This is a genomic window from Chroococcidiopsis sp. SAG 2025 (assembly GCF_032860985.1).
Classification (GTDB): domain Bacteria; phylum Cyanobacteriota; class Cyanobacteriia; order Cyanobacteriales; family Chroococcidiopsidaceae; genus Chroococcidiopsis.
In genome coordinates this window covers 5,682,617-5,700,939 of the sequence record NZ_JAOCNC010000001.1, presented here as the reverse complement: position 1 = coordinate 5,700,939, position 18,323 = coordinate 5,682,617, and the positions used below count along the sequence as shown (strand labels likewise).

Annotated in this window: 15 protein-coding genes, 1 tRNA gene, 1 rRNA gene and 1 pseudogene; 7 read left to right on the top strand and 11 right to left on the bottom strand. The window is 44.1% G+C overall.

Annotation, left to right across the window (positions count from 1 at the left end; translation table 11 throughout):
• Positions 1 to 4: 4 nt before the first annotated feature.
• Positions 5 to 772: an amino acid ABC transporter ATP-binding protein gene (locus N4J56_RS27980; RefSeq protein ID WP_317109405.1), complete on the bottom strand. Its 768-nt coding sequence runs from the start codon at positions 770 to 772 to the stop codon at positions 5 to 7.
• Between the two features lie 168 nt (positions 773 to 940).
• Here N4J56_RS27980 and N4J56_RS41315 point away from each other — a divergent pair.
• Positions 941 to 2,494: pseudogene (locus N4J56_RS41315) on the top strand (ABC transporter permease subunit).
• 13 nt (positions 2,495 to 2,507) lie between these two features.
• On the opposite strand, the gene N4J56_RS27965 reads toward N4J56_RS41315, so the two are convergent.
• Entirely contained in the window at positions 2,508 to 3,068 is a 561-nt protein-coding gene (locus N4J56_RS27965; protein WP_410500617.1) for a thermonuclease family protein, read from the bottom strand.
• Positions 3,069 to 3,227: 159 nt separating this feature from the next.
• Between N4J56_RS27965 and N4J56_RS27960 the strand changes: the two genes are divergently transcribed.
• Together N4J56_RS27960 and N4J56_RS27955 are read left to right on the top strand one after the other, a co-directional pair.
• Positions 3,228 to 4,484 carry an anhydro-N-acetylmuramic acid kinase gene (locus tag N4J56_RS27960; RefSeq protein WP_317109401.1) on the top strand — a complete coding sequence of 419 codons (1,257 nt, stop codon included), beginning with the start codon at positions 3,228 to 3,230 and terminating at the stop codon, positions 4,482 to 4,484.
• Positions 4,485 to 4,686: 202 nt separating this feature from the next.
• The gene (locus tag N4J56_RS27955) at positions 4,687 to 6,216 is read left to right on the top strand and encodes a serine/threonine-protein kinase (RefSeq protein ID WP_317109400.1); all 1,530 of its coding nucleotides are present in this window, start codon (positions 4,687 to 4,689) and stop codon (positions 6,214 to 6,216) included.
• 72 nt (positions 6,217 to 6,288) lie between these two features.
• Here the strand turns inward: N4J56_RS27955 and egtD are convergent, their stop codons facing one another.
• From egtD to N4J56_RS27935, 4 genes are all read right to left on the bottom strand, one after another.
• Positions 6,289 to 7,326, bottom strand: a complete 1,038-nt coding sequence (gene egtD / locus N4J56_RS27950) for an L-histidine N(alpha)-methyltransferase (protein WP_410500377.1) — start codon at positions 7,324 to 7,326, stop codon at positions 6,289 to 6,291.
• A 221-nt stretch (positions 7,327 to 7,547) separates the two neighbouring features.
• The gene (locus N4J56_RS27945) at positions 7,548 to 8,879 is read right to left on the bottom strand and encodes an SUMF1/EgtB/PvdO family nonheme iron enzyme (RefSeq protein ID WP_317109398.1); all 1,332 of its coding nucleotides are present in this window, start codon (positions 8,877 to 8,879) and stop codon (positions 7,548 to 7,550) included.
• Positions 8,854 to 9,642 (bottom strand): ergothioneine biosynthesis protein EgtC, encoded by a 789-nt coding sequence (egtC, locus tag N4J56_RS27940; protein ID WP_317109397.1) that lies wholly within the window; start codon positions 9,640 to 9,642, stop codon positions 8,854 to 8,856. The genes N4J56_RS27945 and egtC overlap by 26 nt, the downstream gene beginning before the upstream one ends.
• Positions 9,643 to 10,053: 411 nt before the next feature.
• Entirely contained in the window at positions 10,054 to 10,464 is a 411-nt protein-coding gene (locus N4J56_RS27935) for a hypothetical protein (protein ID WP_317109396.1), read from the bottom strand.
• A 370-nt stretch (positions 10,465 to 10,834) separates the two neighbouring features.
• On the opposite strand from N4J56_RS27935, the gene N4J56_RS27930 reads away from it, so the two are divergent.
• Positions 10,835 to 11,416 carry a PadR family transcriptional regulator gene (locus N4J56_RS27930; RefSeq protein WP_317109395.1) on the top strand — a complete coding sequence of 194 codons (582 nt, stop codon included), beginning with the start codon at positions 10,835 to 10,837 and terminating at the stop codon, positions 11,414 to 11,416.
• On the opposite strand, the gene mug is transcribed toward N4J56_RS27930, so the two are convergent.
• Positions 11,373 to 11,924: a G/U mismatch-specific DNA glycosylase gene (mug, locus tag N4J56_RS27925; protein WP_317109394.1), complete on the bottom strand. Its 552-nt coding sequence runs from the start codon at positions 11,922 to 11,924 to the stop codon at positions 11,373 to 11,375. The genes N4J56_RS27930 and mug overlap by 44 nt on opposite strands.
• 131 nt (positions 11,925 to 12,055) lie before the next feature.
• Between mug and nudC the strand changes: the two genes are divergently transcribed.
• Together nudC and N4J56_RS27915 are read left to right on the top strand one after the other, a co-directional pair.
• Entirely contained in the window at positions 12,056 to 12,874 is an 819-nt protein-coding gene (nudC, locus tag N4J56_RS27920; protein WP_317109393.1) for an NAD(+) diphosphatase, read from the top strand.
• Between the two features lie 138 nt (positions 12,875 to 13,012).
• Entirely contained in the window at positions 13,013 to 14,941 is a 1,929-nt protein-coding gene (locus tag N4J56_RS27915) for an ABC-F family ATP-binding cassette domain-containing protein (protein WP_317109392.1), read from the top strand.
• Here N4J56_RS27915 and N4J56_RS27910 read toward each other — a convergent pair.
• Both N4J56_RS27910 and N4J56_RS27905 read right to left on the bottom strand, forming a co-directional pair.
• Positions 14,942 to 15,026, bottom strand: a tRNA-Ser gene (locus tag N4J56_RS27910).
• 61 nt (positions 15,027 to 15,087) lie between these two features.
• Complete coding sequence (locus N4J56_RS27905) at positions 15,088 to 16,014, bottom strand: TIGR04168 family protein (RefSeq protein ID WP_317109391.1); 927 nt, start codon at positions 16,012 to 16,014, stop codon at positions 15,088 to 15,090.
• 162 nt (positions 16,015 to 16,176) lie between these two features.
• Between N4J56_RS27905 and nadA the strand changes: the two genes are divergently transcribed.
• Positions 16,177 to 17,157, top strand: a complete 981-nt coding sequence (gene nadA, locus N4J56_RS27900; RefSeq protein WP_317109390.1) for a quinolinate synthase NadA — start codon at positions 16,177 to 16,179, stop codon at positions 17,155 to 17,157.
• 52 nt (positions 17,158 to 17,209) lie between these two features.
• On the opposite strand, the gene N4J56_RS27895 is transcribed toward nadA, so the two are convergent.
• Positions 17,210 to 17,986, bottom strand: coding sequence for a class I SAM-dependent methyltransferase (locus N4J56_RS27895; RefSeq protein WP_317109389.1), 777 nt, complete (start codon positions 17,984 to 17,986; stop codon positions 17,210 to 17,212).
• Between the two features lie 133 nt (positions 17,987 to 18,119).
• A 5S ribosomal RNA gene (gene rrf / locus N4J56_RS27890) occupies positions 18,120 to 18,237 on the bottom strand.
• Positions 18,238 to 18,323: the final 86 nt, after the last annotated feature.

Sequence of the window (18,323 nt, the reverse complement as noted above, 5' to 3'; positions counted from 1 at the left end):
ACCTTTATCTGCGATCTAGATCGGGATTCAAACGGCTCAAAAACGTTCGCAGTCGATCGCTTCTCGGACTGACTAAAACTTCCCGAGGCGATCCTTGCTCTTCAATTTGTCCTTGATGTAAAAACATAACGCGGTTGGCGACTTCCCGCGCAAATAGCATTTCATGGGTAACGACGATCATTGTCATTCCATCAGCGGCGAGTTGTTGCATCACGCGCAAAACTTCCCCAACCAATTCTGGATCTAAAGCGCTGGTAGGTTCGTCGAATAGCATGATCTGGGGGTTCATGCACAAACTCCGAGCGATCGCGACTCGTTGTTTTTGTCCGCCAGAAAGCTGTTCGGGATAAACGGTAGCTTTTTCAGATAAACCAACTTTTTCTAAATATTGTGCGGCAAGTTGGGCGCTTTCTTTTTTAGATTTTCCTAACACCTTTTGTTGTGCCAGGGTTAAGTTATCTAATACATTCAGGTGAGGAAACAAATTAAATTGTTGAAATACCATCCCGACTTGCGATCGTAGTTGACGCAGTACGTTGCGGTTGAGGTTGGGACGCGATATATCGATATCATTGACAACTAAACGTCCGCCATTAATGGCTTCTAGACGATTGAAGCAGCGTAGCAAAGTACTTTTGCCACAACCAGAAGAACCAATAACGGCGACAACTTCACCGCGAGAAATTTCACCGCTAATTCCTTTGAGGACTTTGAGCGAACCGAAGTTTTTCTCTACACCTTCAAATGAGATCGCGGGGGTAGCACTATTCATACCTACGTTGGAAGTGGTTTGAGTTGGTTACAGGGTATGTTGATTACACTCCACTTGATTGTATTCTATGGCACAATACTCTCGTGCAGAAGGGGATAAAAGGAAGTTTAACTCACTGAAATTTAACTCATTACTGCAAGTATAGAAAATGCACAAGGAAAAGAAATAATGGCTACAAGTGCGATCCGGTGGTTGCGTCGGTATTTAGTTATCAGCTTGTGCTGCTTGCTGCTAGCGATTGGCTGTGGTAGTAATAATTCTGGTACTGGTGGGACGGGAGATACAGGCGGTACGAAAACACTAACCGTGGGAACCGAACCCGCATTTGCGCCATTTGAGTTTAAAGGGACGAATGGGGAGTTGCAGGGGTTTAGTATCGATTTGATGAATGCGATTGGTAAGTCGGCTGGATTTACAGTCAATTTTCAAAGTTTACCCTTTGATGGCTTAATTCCCGCTTTACAGGGAAAAACGATCGACGCAGCTATTAGCAGCATGACGATTACTAAAGAGCGATCGCAAACGGTTGATTTCTCTCGTCCCTATTTTAAAGCAGGGTTGGCGATCGCGGTTCGTAGCGACAACCAAGATATTACGAATTTTGTGAGTCTCGAAAATAAAAGAATTGCCGTTCAAATTGGTACAACTGGGGCGGAAGAAGCCAAGAAAGTTGCAGGAGCGAAAATCAGTAGTTTTGATTCTGCACCTTTAGCTTTACAAGAATTGAAAAATGGTAATGTGGATGCAGTTATTAACGATGCACCTGTAACCTTATACGCAATTAAAAATGCTAACCTTTCAGGGATTAAAGTTGTCGGTCAATTGCTGACGGAAGAGTTTTACGGTATTGCTACGGCTAAAAATTCTCCTAATTTAGCTTCAATTAATCAGGGGTTAGAGACAATTTTGAGTGACAATACATATGCTCAAATTTATAAAAAGTGGTTTAATGCTGAACCGCCTAAATTGCCAGAGAAATCGCCCTTTGCCAACTAAAAAAAATCGTATCTCGCAATTATGACTAATGCATTCGAGATTATTTTTCAGGCAATTCCTACTTTACTAGCTGGTGCTTTAGTCACGCTCCAATTAACAGCCTTTTCTGTTCTTTTGGGATTAATTGGTGGTTCGTTAGTTGGAATTGCGCGACTTTCTCATATCGTACCTTTGCGCTGGTTGACGAGGGCATATGTCGATTTTTTTCGAGGTACGCCGTTGTTAGTCCAAATCTTTATGATTTATTTTGGCTTACCCGCGATCGCTCAACAAATCGGGTTTGATTTTTCTCTGGATCGTTTAGCTGCGGCAGTGTTAGCTTTGAGTTTAAATAGTGCGGCATACATTGCTGAAATTGTTCGTGCGGGGATTCAATCAATTGAGTTAGGACAATCGGAAGCTGCTGAATCTTTGGGCTTAGATTCAGTCCAAACTATGCGCTATGTCATTTTTCCCCAAGCTTTCCGCCGCATGTTACCACCTTTAGGAAATGAGTTTATTACTTTACTTAAAGATACGAGTTTAGTAGCAGTAATTGGATTTGAAGAGTTGTTCCGCAAAGGACAGTTGATTGTTGCCACCAACTATCGCGCTTTTGAGATTTATGCAGCTGTAGCGATCGTCTATTTGTGTTTAACTCTGCTGTCTTCTCAAGGATTTTCTTGGTTAGAAAAGTGGCTTAACCCCGTGGCTCGGCAAAAGCAGCGATCGGCTAAGCTGAGTTAGGCAGAGTGTGTATCTACCTCTTCGCACTGCGATACTTCCAAGGAGCGACAAATTTCGCATCGCTCCACACGCCGCGATGCTGTTCTTGTGCTTGGGTTGCCGCTCGTTCTACCACTGCGGCACTGGGACAATTCTTCAAGTAAGGTGTGTAGACTAATACCAATCCTTCCCGCGCCAAAACTTCTTGGACGAGAGTACCGTCACCCAAACGAACTTCGCTCACTTTTCGCCCGTAGCGATCGCTATCTGTAATTGTTAAATTAACGCGATCGCCTCCTTGTTGAATCAACTTTTGTAATCGCTGCTGTGCCTGAAGTCCCCATTTAAATTGATCGACATCTACACGGCTTTGACTGTATCTTTCTTTTGCAGAATGGGGTATTTCCGGTGCATCCACGCAAGCAAAACGGACGGTAAACTCATCGCCCTTAGCGTTTACCACCCTGATAGTATCGCCGTCACTCACACGCTTAACTGAATATGCAGCAGCACCATAGCGCGGCTGACATCCCGCGAACAACAAAATAAAAATAATTGTGAATAAATACGGTAATAGCTTTTGGATGAGTTGCACTGGTAATTGGTGATTGGTAATTGGTAATTGGTAGTTGGTCAGAGGTATTTTCACGCACCACTCTCTACTGATAACTTTGTAGAGACGTTACATGTAACGTCTCTACACTAATAACCGATCGCTGATAACTGATAACTGATAACTGATAACTGATAACTGATGACCTTAGTAGTTGGTTTAATTAGCGGTACTTCTGTTGATGGCATAGATGCCGCTTTGGTAAATATTACAGGCAGAACTGAAGATATTCAGGTAGAACTGTTAGCGGCAAACACTTATCCTTATCCTACCGATTTGCGATCGCAAATTTTAGCAGCTTGTAAAGGTGAAGCCATCTCCATACCTCAATTAGCAGCTTTGGATGATGCGATCGCGCTTTGTTTTGCTCAAGCTGCTCAAAACATCCAAGCCGGACATCCTCCCGCCGAATTAATTGGTTCCCACGGACAGACTGTTTTCCACAGACCACCCTTGAAAAGAGCTGAGGGAGCTACTTCCAAGCCACAAGTCACAAGTCACAAGTCACAAGTCAACCCCACACCCCACACCCTACACCCTACACCCTTTCCCGACTCCCGACTCCCGACTCCCGACCTCCAATTAGGCTACAGCCTTCAACTCGGACGCGGGGCTGCGATCGCGCAACTCACAAATACTCCAACAGTCAGTAATTTTCGGGCAGCAGATATTGCTGTAGGAGGTCATGGAGCGCCTTTAGTGCCGAAAGTTGACGCTTACCTGCTCAGTCACCTTCATGAGGCGCGATGCGTCCAAAATCTCGGTGGAATTGGAAATTTAGCCTATCTTCCTCCCCGCAGTCATGTCAACTGGGAGGAGAAAGTGAGAGGCTGGGATACGGGACCAGCCAATACTTTATTAGATCTCGCAGTCCAGCACTTAACTGATGGCGCACAAAGTTACGATCGCGATGGCAATTGGGCAGCTAGTGGTACTCCTTGTCATCCTCTTGTAGAACAATGGCTCAGTCAAGATTTCTTTCACCTCCCACCACCAAAATCGACAGGACGAGAGTTATTTGGCTGGGAATACTTACAACAATGTTTAGTTGATGCTCAAAGTTACCAATTGAGTCCAGCTGACTTGCTAGCAACTTTGACAGAATTCACTGTCGCGTCAATCGTGCATAGTTACCGGACATTTTTACCGCAAATGCCAGCAAGAGTTCTTTTATGTGGCGGTGGTAGCCGAAATTTATATTTGAAGCAGCGATTGCAATTTCATTTAGAAGTACCAGTTATCACAACAGATGAAGCGGGATTGAATGCCGATTTCAAAGAAGCGATCGCATTTGCCGTTCTAGCCTACTGGCGACAACAAGGCATACCAGGCAACTTACCTCAAGTGACTGGAGCAAAGCAAGCAGTTTTGTTAGGTGAGGTCGTTGGTAATTGGTAATTGGTCATTTGTCATTTGTTATTGGTGCGTGAAATACTTATCACTCCTGACTTCTGTACGGGCGGGTTTAACCGCAGAATTTTTGGTTCTAATACAAATATTTTCAAAAAACCCGCCCCTACGATAACTGATAACTGATTTTGGGAAAAATACTAATGACAACTAGAGACCACAAATTTTTGCTGTGGCGGAACTTTAATTCATGCGAGATCCCAATCTCAACCGCATACTTGCTAACCGCTATCAACTTCAACAGGTGCTTGGAGCAGGGGCAATGGGTCAAGTCTATCTTGCCCACGATAAATTGTTAGGAGGAGTTCCCGTTGCTGTCAAATTACTGAGTATATCGATTCATAATAAAAAACTTCGCGTGCAAGAACGTTTTGAACAAGAAGCAAAAACCTGCGCTATCTTGGGTCAAAAAAGCATTCATATCGTCCGCGTCATGGACTATGGTGTTGTAGAGGAGAATGGTACGCCATTCTATGTGATGGAGTATTTAAAAGGGAAAAACTTGAGCGATATGATTCGCAATTATGCTCTATCACTACCGAGGTTTTTAAGTATCGGACGGCAAATTAGTCTTGGTTTAGAATGCGCCCACCAAGGAATTCCAGTTGATGGAAAAACTTATCCGATTATCCATCGAGATATTAAGCCAAGTAACGTTTTATTAATTCAAGATAATAGCTTGGGAGAATTGGCGAAACTATTAGACTTTGGTATTGCTAAGTTACTCCAAGCCGATAGCAATCAAACTCGATACTACATGGGAACGTTTGCTTATTCTTCTCCAGAACAAATGGAGGGTAGCGAACTTACCAATCGTTCTGATATCTATAGTTTGGGAGTCATGCTATTTGAGATGCTGACGGGCAATATTCCAATTCAAGCCAACACGGACTCATTTGGAGGTTGGTTTAAAGCTCACCACTATCAATCACCCCGTTCTTTTGAGACATCAGAACCGAAGTTTCCCATTCCGCCACAGTTGAAAGATTTGGTCATGAGCTGCTTGGCGAAAGCACCAAGCGATCGCCCGCAAAACGTCAGTGAAATTATCAAAGTTTTTACCCTGCTCGAACAGCCGCGCGATCGGTCTTTACCTTTAACGACTCAACCCATAACGCCACAAACGCCAAGTAGCAGTATTGAGCCAGCGAATACGATTGTTGCACTACAGCAAGGTCAACTCACCACAGATGCTATTTGTCGGCTAACTCGTTGGCCGCAAAATAAACCGATCGCAGATATTGTTTTTCCTCAATCAATCCAAATTAACGATGAAGAGAGTCCTGCTTTGTGGGTGATGTTATCCCAAATAGAAGTGAATAAACGTTTAGTTAATAGAACCTACAACCACTTCTTATTTATCACCTCGCCTTCTCCCATGATGCTATGGATTACTGCTCTCCATCACCGTACTTATGGGACAAAATGGTTGACTTACTATCTCGATTTAAAAAATAGTCAAAATCGAGATTTAATTCAATCAATCGGCATCAAGGGATACTATCGCGTCCTTCTATTTGCGCGCGAAACTCCACAATATGCTAGCTCTTGCTTATTAATTAATGTTGCCTCTAGTCAAGGAATACTGTTGCAACAATGGTATCTCCTCAGTCAATCTTCAAATATTAACGGTGATGCGCAGTTGAGTAAAAGTTTGCTTAAGCAGGAATACGAGAAGATCAAACCACAAATTTTAATGAAATTGGAAGCGAGTGTTTGATAGTCATTTGTCACTTGTCACTTGTCATTTGTGACCAGCTAGTGTTTTAACCTACGACTTACGACTTACGACTCACTTTTTTTGACATAGCAACAAACCAAACCAGTTTTTGGTGTCTGTCCAAGTTTGGAGTGGAATTAATCCTTGCGTTTGTAACTGTTGTTGTAGGTTTTTGAGGTTGAACTTACGAGAAATTTCAGTTCTGATTGTTTCTCGATCGGCAAATTCTACTATTAAATTAAGCGATCGCATCTCTACGGTTTGCGATCGCAAGCTTCTCAAATGCATTTCAATTTGATGTTCTGTTTCGTTATAAAAAGCCCAATGCTCGAAGTTTTGCAGGTCAAAATTGCTGTCATAGCGCCAGTTCAAGTGTTGCAACATATTGAGGTTAAATGCTGCCGTGACTCCTTGGCAATCGTTATAAGCTGCCTCTAAAACTGATTTTGGCTTTTGCAAATCTACACCCAATAAGAAATACTCTCCTACTTCAAGTGCTGCAAAAATCCGGGCGAAAAACTCATCAGATTCTGAAGGGGTCAAATTGCCTAAAGTACTACCAATAAAACAGATCGTGCGACTGGGTAAAAAAGTTGACGCAAGTCGTTCTAGTGCAAGTTCGTAAGTACTGGCTAAAGCGCGAACTTTGAGCGTGGTATAGTCGGCTAAGAGTTGTTTAGCACTGCTCTCTAGTATTCCCGCGCTGACATCCACTGGAATGTAGTGTAGTGGGTATCCCAGTTTGTGATAAGCATCCAAGAGAAGGCGCGTTTTAGTCGAGCTACCGCTACCCAATTCGACGAGTTCGCACGCACCTGTTAGCCGCGCAATTTCAGTTGCATATTTTTGCAGGATAGCTGTTTCGGTGCGCGTTAGATAGTACTCTGGCAGTTCGCAAATTTGCTCGAATAACTGCGAACCTCGGTCATCGTAGAAGTATCGCGGTGGGAGGGTTTTAGGAGTTTGAGTTAATCCCGCGATCGCGTCTTTCCCTTCTGTGAGTCGGCTAGTTGCGATCGCTGCGGGAGCGATGAGATTCTCTATCTGCAAGCGTTGCTCGATGGAACGGGGATGGATATTGCTTGCAGTTTCAAATATGGACACGCTCAACCTCCGTCAAATTCAAACATACCCGATCGCGATCGCCGATTTGCAATAGTCTGCGACCTTCAGAAGTAAAACACAAAGCCAATCAGCAAAAAATCATGCTGGAGTTAGATCAACTCAGCTACTACCAATTCTTTACGCATTTTCTCACAAATTTGTCATTGGTTATTTGTTATTCGTCATTTGTGAGAACTAATGACAAATGACCAACTATCGATGACATGTTAATCTTTCGCACACCGAAACCCTGCCAAGATTTGCCGCACGCCTGGATGATACCAATTGCGAAAACTCGTTCTTAGCGCCCAAGGACGAGTTGCCCAACTGCCACCTTTAAGAACTTGATGCTGTCCGTCAAAATAAACTTGGGAATAACCAGTGTAGGGATAACTGGCAAAACCTGCGTAGCCATCAAATACACAAGCCGTCCATTCCCAAACATTGCCCAACATATCTTCACAACCATAGGTGCTGCGTCCGTTGGGATGAGCATTGACTGGTGTTGTTTGTGCGATCGCGTAGTTATAATTGCACCGAGCTAGGTCTGGCTCTATTTCTCCCCAAGGATAGGTGTGACGAAGACTATTTAATGCATCCCAGCTAGCAGCTTTTTCCCACTCAGCTTCTGTGGGTAAGCGTTTATCGGCAAATTTGGCATAAGCTTCGGCTTCGTACCAACTGACACCACAAACGGGATGATTATCGTATTGCGGATCTTCTAACCAGTAAAGGGGTCGAGCGATCTGTTCTTGTTGCAACCATTGCCAACCATTTTCCGACCACCACACCGGATTTTGATAGCCTCCCGCCTTCATAAACAGGCGATATTCAGCGCAAGTGACGGGATAGCGATCGATCCAGTAGGTATCTAAATAAACTTGATGCGCCGGACGCTCGTTATCTAAAGCGTCAATGGTATTATTCCCCTGCTCGAAATATCCAGCAGGGATTTCGATCGTTTGATTTTGGTAGTTGGTAGTTGGTAGTGGGTAATGGGTAATGGGTAATGGGTAATGGGTATTTTCTTCCCCAGCCTCCCCAACTCCCCCAACTCTCTTTTCCCTGCTCCCTGCTCCCAGCTCGTCCCTGCTCCCTGATAATTGCAATAAAAATGCGATCGTCTCGCAGTGCTGGCTTTCGTGTTGTAGCATCCAGCGCCAGAGGCGTTCGTGTTGCTTTAAGTCTATTGTTTCTAGGATTTGTAGAACTTCTTGCCTGACTGTATCTAGATAGTGACGAATAACGGCTTTACCTGGCAACTTAACGCGATCGCATTTTGGTAAACCGTCAGCCATAAACAAGCGGCGGTGTTCGGGAAATAGTGGTGCTAGTCCCGCACTGCGTTCTCGCAGCCACAGGGATTCTGTGTAGACAATATGACCGAAATGCCATCCCACAGGGCTAAAGTCGGGGTGTACCTGATGGCAAAAGGTTTCCTCGTCCACTCGCTCGAACATCGCTAAAGTTCCCTGACGACAATGCTCGTACCATTCTCTTAGTTGGTGGCGTTGCTGGGGGCGATCGCTGGCTCTAAATTTGATGGAACTGGATTTCAAGGTCTTCTCCTACACTGACGATGCTATGTTCTGGCATAGAGTGCCAGTCACCTTTAAATAAAGGTTCGGAAGCAATGATGACTGCGGCTGGAAATGCTGGATCGTCTCGCAACCAGTAGAGCGAGGGAGAGTTGCGATCGCTGGCAAAACGAGAAGCAATTAGACGCTTGCCGTCGCTTATTAGCAAGTTAGCAGAAGCTCTAGTTTGATGGGACTTTGCCAATAAATCGAGTTGGTTTAGGGTAGCTGATAATGCTTGCTCTAAACTCATAGAAGGATTGGCTTGGACTTCATCTAGTAATAGCGCAAATATGTGTTCTGAGTCAGTACTGCCTTTAATTGCCTGGTAAGCAAAATCGCTGAGGCGATCGCGGAGCGGACGATAAATAGTTTGGCGAAAGTTTTCTACCCGCCCGTTGTGTACGCACAAAAGCTTTTGATTGTCAAACGGTTGGCAGTTACTCAAATCGACTGCTTGTCCCAGCGTAGCACTGCGGACGTAGGCAAGCACGCAGCCAGACTCGACATAACGACTCAAACTGGGAAGATTGACATCGTTCCAAATTGGTAGGACGCTTTTATAGGTGAACGGGTTAGTATCGCGCTGGGTATGATACCAGCCAACCCCACAACCATCTGCATTCAGCAATCCAGAATTCATTTCACGGGGTTGATAGCTTTGGACGATCAACGAGTGTTCTGGTTTGTACAGCAGTTTTTCTAGCGATAGAGTTTCACCGATGTAGCCTAGTAAACGGCACATACTTAGGTCTTTTTTTACACAGCTTTACATTTTAGCTTGCGATCGCCTTTTCTGACAAAAGTCAAAAGTCAAGATTATCAATTGTAGGGTGGGCAACGCCCACCTCCTTCTAGATAGCTACTTAATTAAATACATTTTTTTTCAGCAGTTGTCACTAGCTAAAACGGTTTTCTTTCATCCGATCTTGGCTACAACTTGCACGGTTTTCACAAATTAGAAGTTCGCTCTTTATTGGCAAGAATATGTTGTCTTTTCGCTGACTTTAAATAGGACGATCGATAGATTTTGCCTTTTAAAACTCTATAGTAAAATCCGATTGCAATGAGCTACTAGTAAGAGTAAAACTCCAATTATTAAAGGACTGGCATCTTCCCAGTCCCTCAAAATCTTCAAATGACCAATGACAAATGACTAACGACTATTTAGCAACTGCGTTACTTCTGCATGTGCTAACACAACAGCCGGTTCTTGCTGAAAGGCATTGTAGTATCTTCTAGCAAACTCATCGCCTGTTTCAGATGGTGTTAATAGCGTGCGGGTGTAAGCAGCCAACTCTTTGATAATACCTGGTGTCACTGGCTCATCTGCTTGTAACATTTCATCAATTTGCACGATTAATTCAGAGATGCGATGTAGCCAAGCAAATTGTTCGCGATCGATTGCTAGTTGCAACAGTTCTCCACTCGATACTCGCCCGCTAACTTGTTCGTAAGCAATGCGTTCGGTATCTAACAATACGCGGTGTAAATAGAGCAATTTATTACGCAAATCGCGCAGATATTGATGTCGATGTATTCGTTGTAGCAATTTGTGAGAAGTCAATGGAATCCATCCTCCCGTTACGATAGTCTTTAATCGTTGAAATTTTTGCTGCGGTATTTATTACAGATGGAGTTTAACAGTTAACGGCTTTTGACAATATGCGTGCGAATCGCAACTTAGATTTGATGGGCAGGCGATCGCGACTCTTTTATTGTTAGCACTTTTCGTTAACACAGTTCCATCTACCCGTCTCCTAAACGTTCTTCTACGTCCGAGCCTTGTGTCTTTGTGTCAGCGTTCTTTGTCGTGGTAAGTCGCTATCAGCATCATCATAATTGATGCCTCTTATATATGACTTATCGTATAGTAACATAAGATTAGACCGGTAGTAAAAGATGGGGAATTTACTACCTTATATACAGAAAACCGTATGTCATTAGCACACGCAATATTGGGCTTCCTCCTACAAGCAGAAAGGACAGGGTATGACTTGAAAACGAGCTGCTTCGATCGCTGTATGACTTACTTATGGTCTGCGGATCAGGCACAAATTTATCGAACCCTTGATAAACTAGTCGAGCAAGGATGGATTACCTATAAGGTTGAAATTCAGAGCGATCGCCCCAACCGTAAAGTTTACAGCGTCACTGAAGCCGGAAAAGCCGAATTAACTCAGTGGCTGCAAAGCCCTCAACCCATACCAACAGTAAGAGATCCACTACCAATTCAATTATTTTTTTCTGCCCATATATCAAACGAAGCTACGATTCACTTATTAGAACGACAGCTAGCAGCACGACGCGAGAAGTTAGCGGAATGCGAACAAATAGAACTACCAACGTTGAGCAATCTTACAGCTAACCGCGAACAGTTGATGCAACGACTGGTATTAGAACTAGCAATTCGCAAAGAACAGACTTATATTGATTGGTTAAAGACAGCGATCGAGGTACTCACTCAAGACGCGCTCAATCCTTCACCGCCAGCAGCAATTCTCGATACACCCGCGTAAGATCTGCTATTTGATAATGAGCGTTTAACCCACTGGGGTTAGGTAATACCCAAATTATTGTGCCGGACGATAACTCAGCTTGTCTTCCCATGACAGCTTTGGGTTGATAAAATGCTGTCCGATAGGCGCTGATACCCAAAATAGCTAAAAATCGCGGTTGATATTGTTCGATCTTGACTGCTAACTGTTGTTGACCGAAGATCAATTCTTCAGCTTTTAACTCATCTGCCCTAGCCGTGGCGCGATCGACGATATTTGTTAAACCATAACCAAACTGTAATAGATCGCGGTCTTCAAACGGTGACAGTATCCGTTCTGTGTAACCCGCAGCGTGAAGCGATCGCCAGAAGCGATTACCTGGACGGGCAAAATGATGTCCGACAGCAGCACTATAGAGACTAGGATTAATCCCGCAAAACAAAACATTTAAATTTGGAGCAATAATATCTGGAACCGTGCGCCCGTATGCCGCTTGAATTTCTGCCGTGGTAGGTTTGCGCTGCACCATCTCCTCACATTAAATTCAGCTCCTACAATGCTAACTTTTGCGATCTTCTTTGCGCCTTTGCGTCTAACGCTACGCTTCGCCTACGGCTGATGCGTGACCTAAAATCGAATCTTTGACCCCAAAGCTTAACAATGCATCGTACCTTTACTCCTGGCATTACTCCACCCGTAGATCGATCCGTACCCGCTTGGTGGTTTGCCTTTGTAGGTAAAAAACTACTAGTACATCAAGAAGGAACAGCGAATCAAATCCCCCAACTCACTAGTTTAGAAGAGATTGGCTTAACTCCTATACGGACGCAATTTCTCGGTACGTTAGGCGATCGCCCCTGCTACTGTGCCGAACTCCCCAAAGATATATCTACACCTACGGGCATGACATTACAAGGGCTGCGAGAATTATACGGCACGTTGGACGAAGATTTATTTATTTTGAGCGGTCGCGCCATTCAAATCGTCGAATGGAATCGTACCCATCAATACTGCGGCTACTGCGCCACTCCTACCACCCAATTACCTTACGAACGGGCAAAACGCTGTCCCAACTGCGGCTTAGTTAATTATCCCCGCCTCTCACCTGCGGTTATCGTCCTCATCTCTCGCGGTGAGGAATTGTTATTAGCTCGCGCTCACGGATTTTCACCCAAGATGTACAGTATATTAGCTGGATTTGTCGAACCAGGCGAATCGCTAGAAGAAACGGTAGTGCGAGAAGTGCGCGAAGAAGTCGGGATTGAAGTGAAAGACATTCGCTATTTTGGTTCCCAACCTTGGCCTTTTCCCAATTCTCTGATGATTGGTTTTACAGCTACCTATGCTAGCGGTGAAATTGCGCTCGAACCAGAAGAGTTAGTGGATGCTGGTTGGTTTAGCAAACATAATTTACCTCAAATCCCCCCAAAGTTGAGTATTGCGCGTAAATTAATCGATTGGTTTGTCTCAACTCACTGAAAATAACGGTTTTGACTTTTGACTTTTGTACGGGCGGCTTTAGCAGACAGATCGATCGCCCCAACCAGCCATCTTTGGTCAAAACCCGCCCCTACGCATCAACGTTAGACTAGGTAACTGGTAGCTTACCTATAACCCATGACTATTTTCACGCTGCGATCGGTTAAAAAAGACTTTGGCATCAAGGAAATTTTGAAAGATGCTAGCTTTAGCCTGGATGAAGGCGATAAAGTCGGGCTAATTGGGGTAAACGGTTCTGGTAAATCAACACTACTCAAGGCGATCGCCGGACTGGAACCAATAGATAGCGGTGAGATTTGGGTTAATTCGGGAGCTACAATTGTCTACCTACCCCAACAGCCAAATTTAGATGAGAATCGTACTGTCTTAGAACAAGTGTTTGCCGATGGTGGCGAACAGATGGCGCTAGTACGGGAATATGAAGAAATTTCCGATAAACTGGCGCACGGACAAGGCGATCTCGACAAGCTGATGGCGCGACTGTCGAATGTGTCCCAGCAAATTGAAGCAGTAGGGGCGTGGGAAGTAGAAACGAATGCTAAAGTCATTCTTAGCAAGTTAGGAATTGAAGACTTTGATGCCAAAATCGGCAATCTTTCTGGTGGTTATCGCAAGCGAATTGCCCTAGCAGCAGCTTTACTGTCGGAACCAGATGTATTGTTGATGGACGAACCGACCAACCATTTAGATGCATTATCAGTTGAGTGGTTGCAAAGTTATTTAACTCGGTTTCGCGGTGCGTTGTTACTCATCACTCACGATCGCTACTTTTTGGATCGGGTCACAAATCGCATTATCGAGATCGATCGCGGCGACCTTTATACTTATTCCGGTAATTATGCTTATTATCTGGAAAAAAAGGCAGAAGCAGAAGAATCAGCCGTCAGCAGTCAGCGCAAACACGCCGGAGTATTACGGCGAGAGTTGGAATGGTTGAAACGAGGTCCAAAAGCCCGTAGCACTAAGCAAAAAGCTAGAATTGATCGCATCTACGAGATGCAGGCGCGGGAATTTAAGCAAGTGCAGGGTAAGGTAGAAATTTCTACTCCAGGTCGGCGGATTGGGAGAAAGGTAATTGAGTTAGAAAATATTAGCAAGTCTTACGGCGATCGCCTTCTCATCAAAGACTTTACATATACATTCAATCCCGAAGACCGCATTGGCATTATTGGCAGTAACGGCGCGGGAAAATCGACGCTGATGGATATTATTACCGGACGAGTGCAGCCCGATTCCGGTACGGTAGAAATTGGTTCCACAATTCACATTGGTTATTTCGACCAACATTCTGACGATTTGACGCTGAATGAAAATCAGCGAGTTATCGAATATCTCAAAGATGTAGCAGAGTTGGTTAAAACAGCCGATGGTAGCATCATTACGGCTTCTCAGATGTTGGAACGGTTTCTGTTTCCCCCCAACCAGCAATATGCACCCATCCACATGCTGTCTGGCGGAGAAAAGCGGCGGTTGTTTTTGTTGCGCGTGCTGATGAGTGCGCCGAATGTATTGATTTTGGACGAACCGACAAACGATTTAGACGTACAAACGCTAGCTGTATTAGAAGAGTATTTAGAAGACTTTAACGGTTGCGCGATCGTTGTTTCCCACGATCGCTATTTTCTCGATCGCGCGGTGGAGACTATTTTTGCGATCGAACCTGGTGGAACTTTGCGCCAATATCCAGGTAATTATTCGGTATATCTAGACTACAAGCAAGCGGCAGAGGAAGAAAAGTCAAAAATTGAGAGTCAAAAGTCAAAACTTGAAAGTCGAACTCCAACCCCGACTCCCACTCTCCCACTCCCGACTCCCGCGTCCTCGCGCAAGCTATCTTTCAAAGAAAAACGGGAATATGAAACGCTAGAGACTCAAATTCCCGAGATGGAAACGCAAAAGGAAGAGTTAGAAAAGATTTTCTACAACAACCCTCCTAGCGATTTTACCGAAATGCAGCAGTTATCTGAGCAGTTAGCTCAATTAGTGCAAGCAATCGACACGGCAACCGAACGTTGGTTAGAACTGGCAGAACGTGAAAATGATTAACGGAGAGGGTGAGATTCGAACTCACGGTTCCTTTCGGAACATTCGATTTCAAGTCGAACGCAATCGACCACTCTGCCACCTCTCCAATTTAGCTACTAGCTGTTAGCTAGATCTAAAAGCTAATAAATGATAGCACATTCTATTTTCTATGCAGGCTGCACGAGCTGACTTTGTTGCTGATAAAGGATTTGCTCTGATGCTATTCGATAATCTCGATCTACCCAAACGAGAGACACTTGAGATACTATCCCAGATTGGAGATAGACTAAGGAAAAATTGCGCTGGCGATCGCTGCCATTCTCAACGATTCTAGGTACGCTAGCAGCATTGAGGTAAACTGTTTCGCGGGCAACATGGACTGGCTTACGCAAGTACTTTTGGGTGTGGCGTAGTTTATGGTGCATATGACCAAATGTGACCAAAGGAATCTGTTTTCCTGCGGCACGAGTTTGCGCGATCGCCTCTGTCAAATCTGGATCGCCAAAGTCACCCCCCAAGGGTTGCCAGTCCTTGCCACAAGGGTCTTCAGGGCAATCTCCTAATCCTGATGGTCCGTTATGTCCGAGAAAAATGACGGTATCGTAGGTGGCGCTACGAGCTGCTGCTATAATGCGTGCGGTAGACTCTTCAAAGCCTGCTACGCCAAATCTTTCTTGATAGAAGTCTTCGTTTTTCCAGCTCGAACCACCCCAAGTAAACGGACGGCTACCAACAACGGTTAAATTTAGTTTAGGAAAGTCTAGTTTGCCATAACCAACATGGGCTTCTCCTAATAAGTCTATTTGTTCTTGCACCCAGTCTTCTTTTTTTCGATCGTAAGGACACTTCTGGCGACCCCACGCAGTAGCGGTATACCAAGCGTCGTGGTTGCCAAACACTGCTGCTTTAGGAATGTCGAGATCGGCGATCGCTTTGACTACATCTACTGATTCATTGCCGTAGTCACCTACAAATAATGCAAGGTCGATGCCTAGTTTTTGCAGTGTTATGCCATCTGCTGCTTCCCATTGGTCGTGAATATCACCGACAACTGCAATGACGGTTGTTTCATCCTGTTTGCTTTGACTGGTCATGCTTCATTCCCGATCTTCTTTATCCAGCATAGAAAAGCATGACGGCTTTTGGCACTGCCGTTAGGTGTTAGGAAAGATTTTGCCTCGACCAGCACCCAGTTTTGGTAAAAAATACTATAATTGCAAGAAGACCAGAAATTGTAAGTTTTATCTATTTGAATTGTGTTTACAACTGCGATCGTCCAAAATCATCCAACCCGTGAAATACCTGTAGACTTGTTTACAGCAATTCAAGCTTTAAAACAAGAGCTGAACGCTGTGATTCTGGCACACTACTATCAAGAACCAGACATTCAAGACATTGCTGATTATATTGGTGACTCATTAGGGTTGGCTCAACAAGCTGCGAAGACTAATGCTGCAGTTATTGTCTTTGCTGGCGTTCACTTCATGGCAGAAACAGCCAAGATTCTCAATCCTAACAAACTCGTACTTTTGCCAGATTTATCCGCAGGTTGTTCTTTAGCAGACAGTTGTCCTGCTCAAGAGTTTGCCGCTTTCAAAGCAGCACATCCAGACCACTTAGTCATTTCTTATATTAACTGTACTGCCGAAATTAAGGCGATGAGCGATATTATTTGTACCAGTTCCAATGCGGTGCAGATTGTACGCCAAATTCCTCTAGATAGACCAATTATTTTTGCTCCAGACCGCAATTTAGGGCGATATGTCATGCAACAAACTGGTCGAAATATGTTGCTGTGGCAAGGCAGCTGTATCGTCCATGAAACATTTTCAGAAAAGAAACTCGTTCAATTAAAAATTCAGCACCCAGCAGCGGAAGTTTTAGCTCACCCTGAATGCGAACCTCCTATCTTGCGTCATGCAGATTATGTTGGTTCTACAACAGCTTTGTTAAAATATTGTCAAAAGAGTTCTGCGAATTCTTTTATCGTCGCCACTGAACCAGGGATTATTCATCAAATGCGGAAAGAAGCTCCGCATAAAAATTTTATTCCTGCACCACCAATAAATAGTAATTGTAATTGCAATGAATGCCCGTATATGCGATTAAATACTTTAGAAAAGCTTTATTTAGCAATGAAGAACCGCAGCCCAGAAATTGAATTATCAGAAGAAATCGTCACGGCTGCCTTGAATCCACTACAGCGTATGTTAGCAATGAGTACTAAGCAAATCTAAGTCTACGGTTAACATATGGTTGAAATATTTAGCTCTTTCATACGAACTGAGTTTAATTTTTGAAAGCTACAAACTCAATATTAGTAGCAATGTATTTGAGGAAAGTGTTTTCAGTCAGCCACCGATCTAAGCTTTCAAAACTATGATGGTTAACGTAGGAAATACGATTTTTAGGTAGGAGCTGTCTATGCCAGAGATCGATGAGCTGGAACTGACTCTGGCTAAGAAGGTTTTTCACTAGTTTTTTAGTATATAAGCGATCGTGATAAAAATCTCCCCGTAAATGTGCTAGTCGTTGAGTCCAAGACAAGTAGTATGGCAAGAAGAAACAAAAGAATAAGCCTTGTGGACTGAGTACTCGCCGAATTTCATGTAAAGATGCAAGATCGTTTGAAACGTGTTCGAGGACACCAAAACTCAGGACGACATCAAAGGTAGCATCATTGAAGGGAAGTAAATAGGGATGTTCTAAAGAGACGACTGATATGGATGTGCGATCGATAATAGGCGCATCCTGACCAAATGCTGCACCACTAGTCACATCACAACTAGTTACCATAGCACCCATTTCACGTAGTAAAAAAGAAATGTGACCTTTACCACATCCCCAATCTAGTACGCGCAAAGTTGTTAACTTAGTTTTGAACCAAGCTTCAGAACAAACTCGGACGTAGTTCGTCAAGTATAGATAAACATTGTGAGCAGCTGGATTTGTCAAAAAAGCGTGACTTTCTGTATGCTTGACTATTTCAATCAACTGATGATTGAGTAAGAGGCGCTGCTGAAACTGTGTCTTTCTGAGAGCTATCAAATTTTGCTTGCTCTGCATTAACTTTATCTATATCTCTTTTAAAAAAATCTACTCTGTACCTTAGTATGTAAGTTTAACTAACACAAGACTTTACGATGTGTATCATAGCAAAAGCCCCTCTTTTCCTAGAGGGGCTTTGATCGAAAAATCGACCTGGCGCGGAGCTATTGTCCCGTGGGGCAACCCCCAGAGTATCGTCGCCGCAGTCGCGTTTCACACCTGAGTTCGGGATGGATTCAGAGTGGGTCCACAACGCCATGCGCACCAGGAAACTTATCAGTGACCAGTGACCAGTGTTTCTACTGGATGACTGATGGCTGTATCACTACGGCATCACCCTGAAGACTGCATAGAC

Excerpts from the sequence above, each read along its gene's own strand:
- N4J56_RS27980 (WP_317109405.1), bottom strand. The coding sequence starts at position 772 with ATGAATAGTGCTACCCCCGCGATCTCATTTGAAGGTGTAGAGAAAAAC.
- N4J56_RS27915 (WP_317109392.1), top strand. The coding sequence starts at position 13,013 with ATGACTATTTTCACGCTGCGATCGGTTAAAAAAGACTTTGGCATCAAG.
- egtC (WP_317109397.1), bottom strand. The coding sequence starts at position 9,642 with ATGTGCCGTTTACTAGGCTACATCGGTGAAACTCTATCGCTAGAAAAA.
- N4J56_RS27955 (WP_317109400.1), top strand. The coding sequence starts at position 4,687 with ATGCGAGATCCCAATCTCAACCGCATACTTGCTAACCGCTATCAACTT.
- N4J56_RS27930 (WP_317109395.1), top strand. The coding sequence starts at position 10,835 with ATGTCATTAGCACACGCAATATTGGGCTTCCTCCTACAAGCAGAAAGG.
- N4J56_RS27895 (WP_317109389.1), bottom strand. The coding sequence starts at position 17,986 with ATGCAGAGCAAGCAAAATTTGATAGCTCTCAGAAAGACACAGTTTCAG.
- N4J56_RS27905 (WP_317109391.1), bottom strand. The coding sequence starts at position 16,014 with ATGACCAGTCAAAGCAAACAGGATGAAACAACCGTCATTGCAGTTGTC.
- nudC (WP_317109393.1), top strand. The coding sequence starts at position 12,056 with ATGCATCGTACCTTTACTCCTGGCATTACTCCACCCGTAGATCGATCC.
- mug (WP_317109394.1), bottom strand. The coding sequence starts at position 11,924 with ATGGTGCAGCGCAAACCTACCACGGCAGAAATTCAAGCGGCATACGGG.
- N4J56_RS27960 (WP_317109401.1), top strand. The coding sequence starts at position 3,228 with ATGACCTTAGTAGTTGGTTTAATTAGCGGTACTTCTGTTGATGGCATA.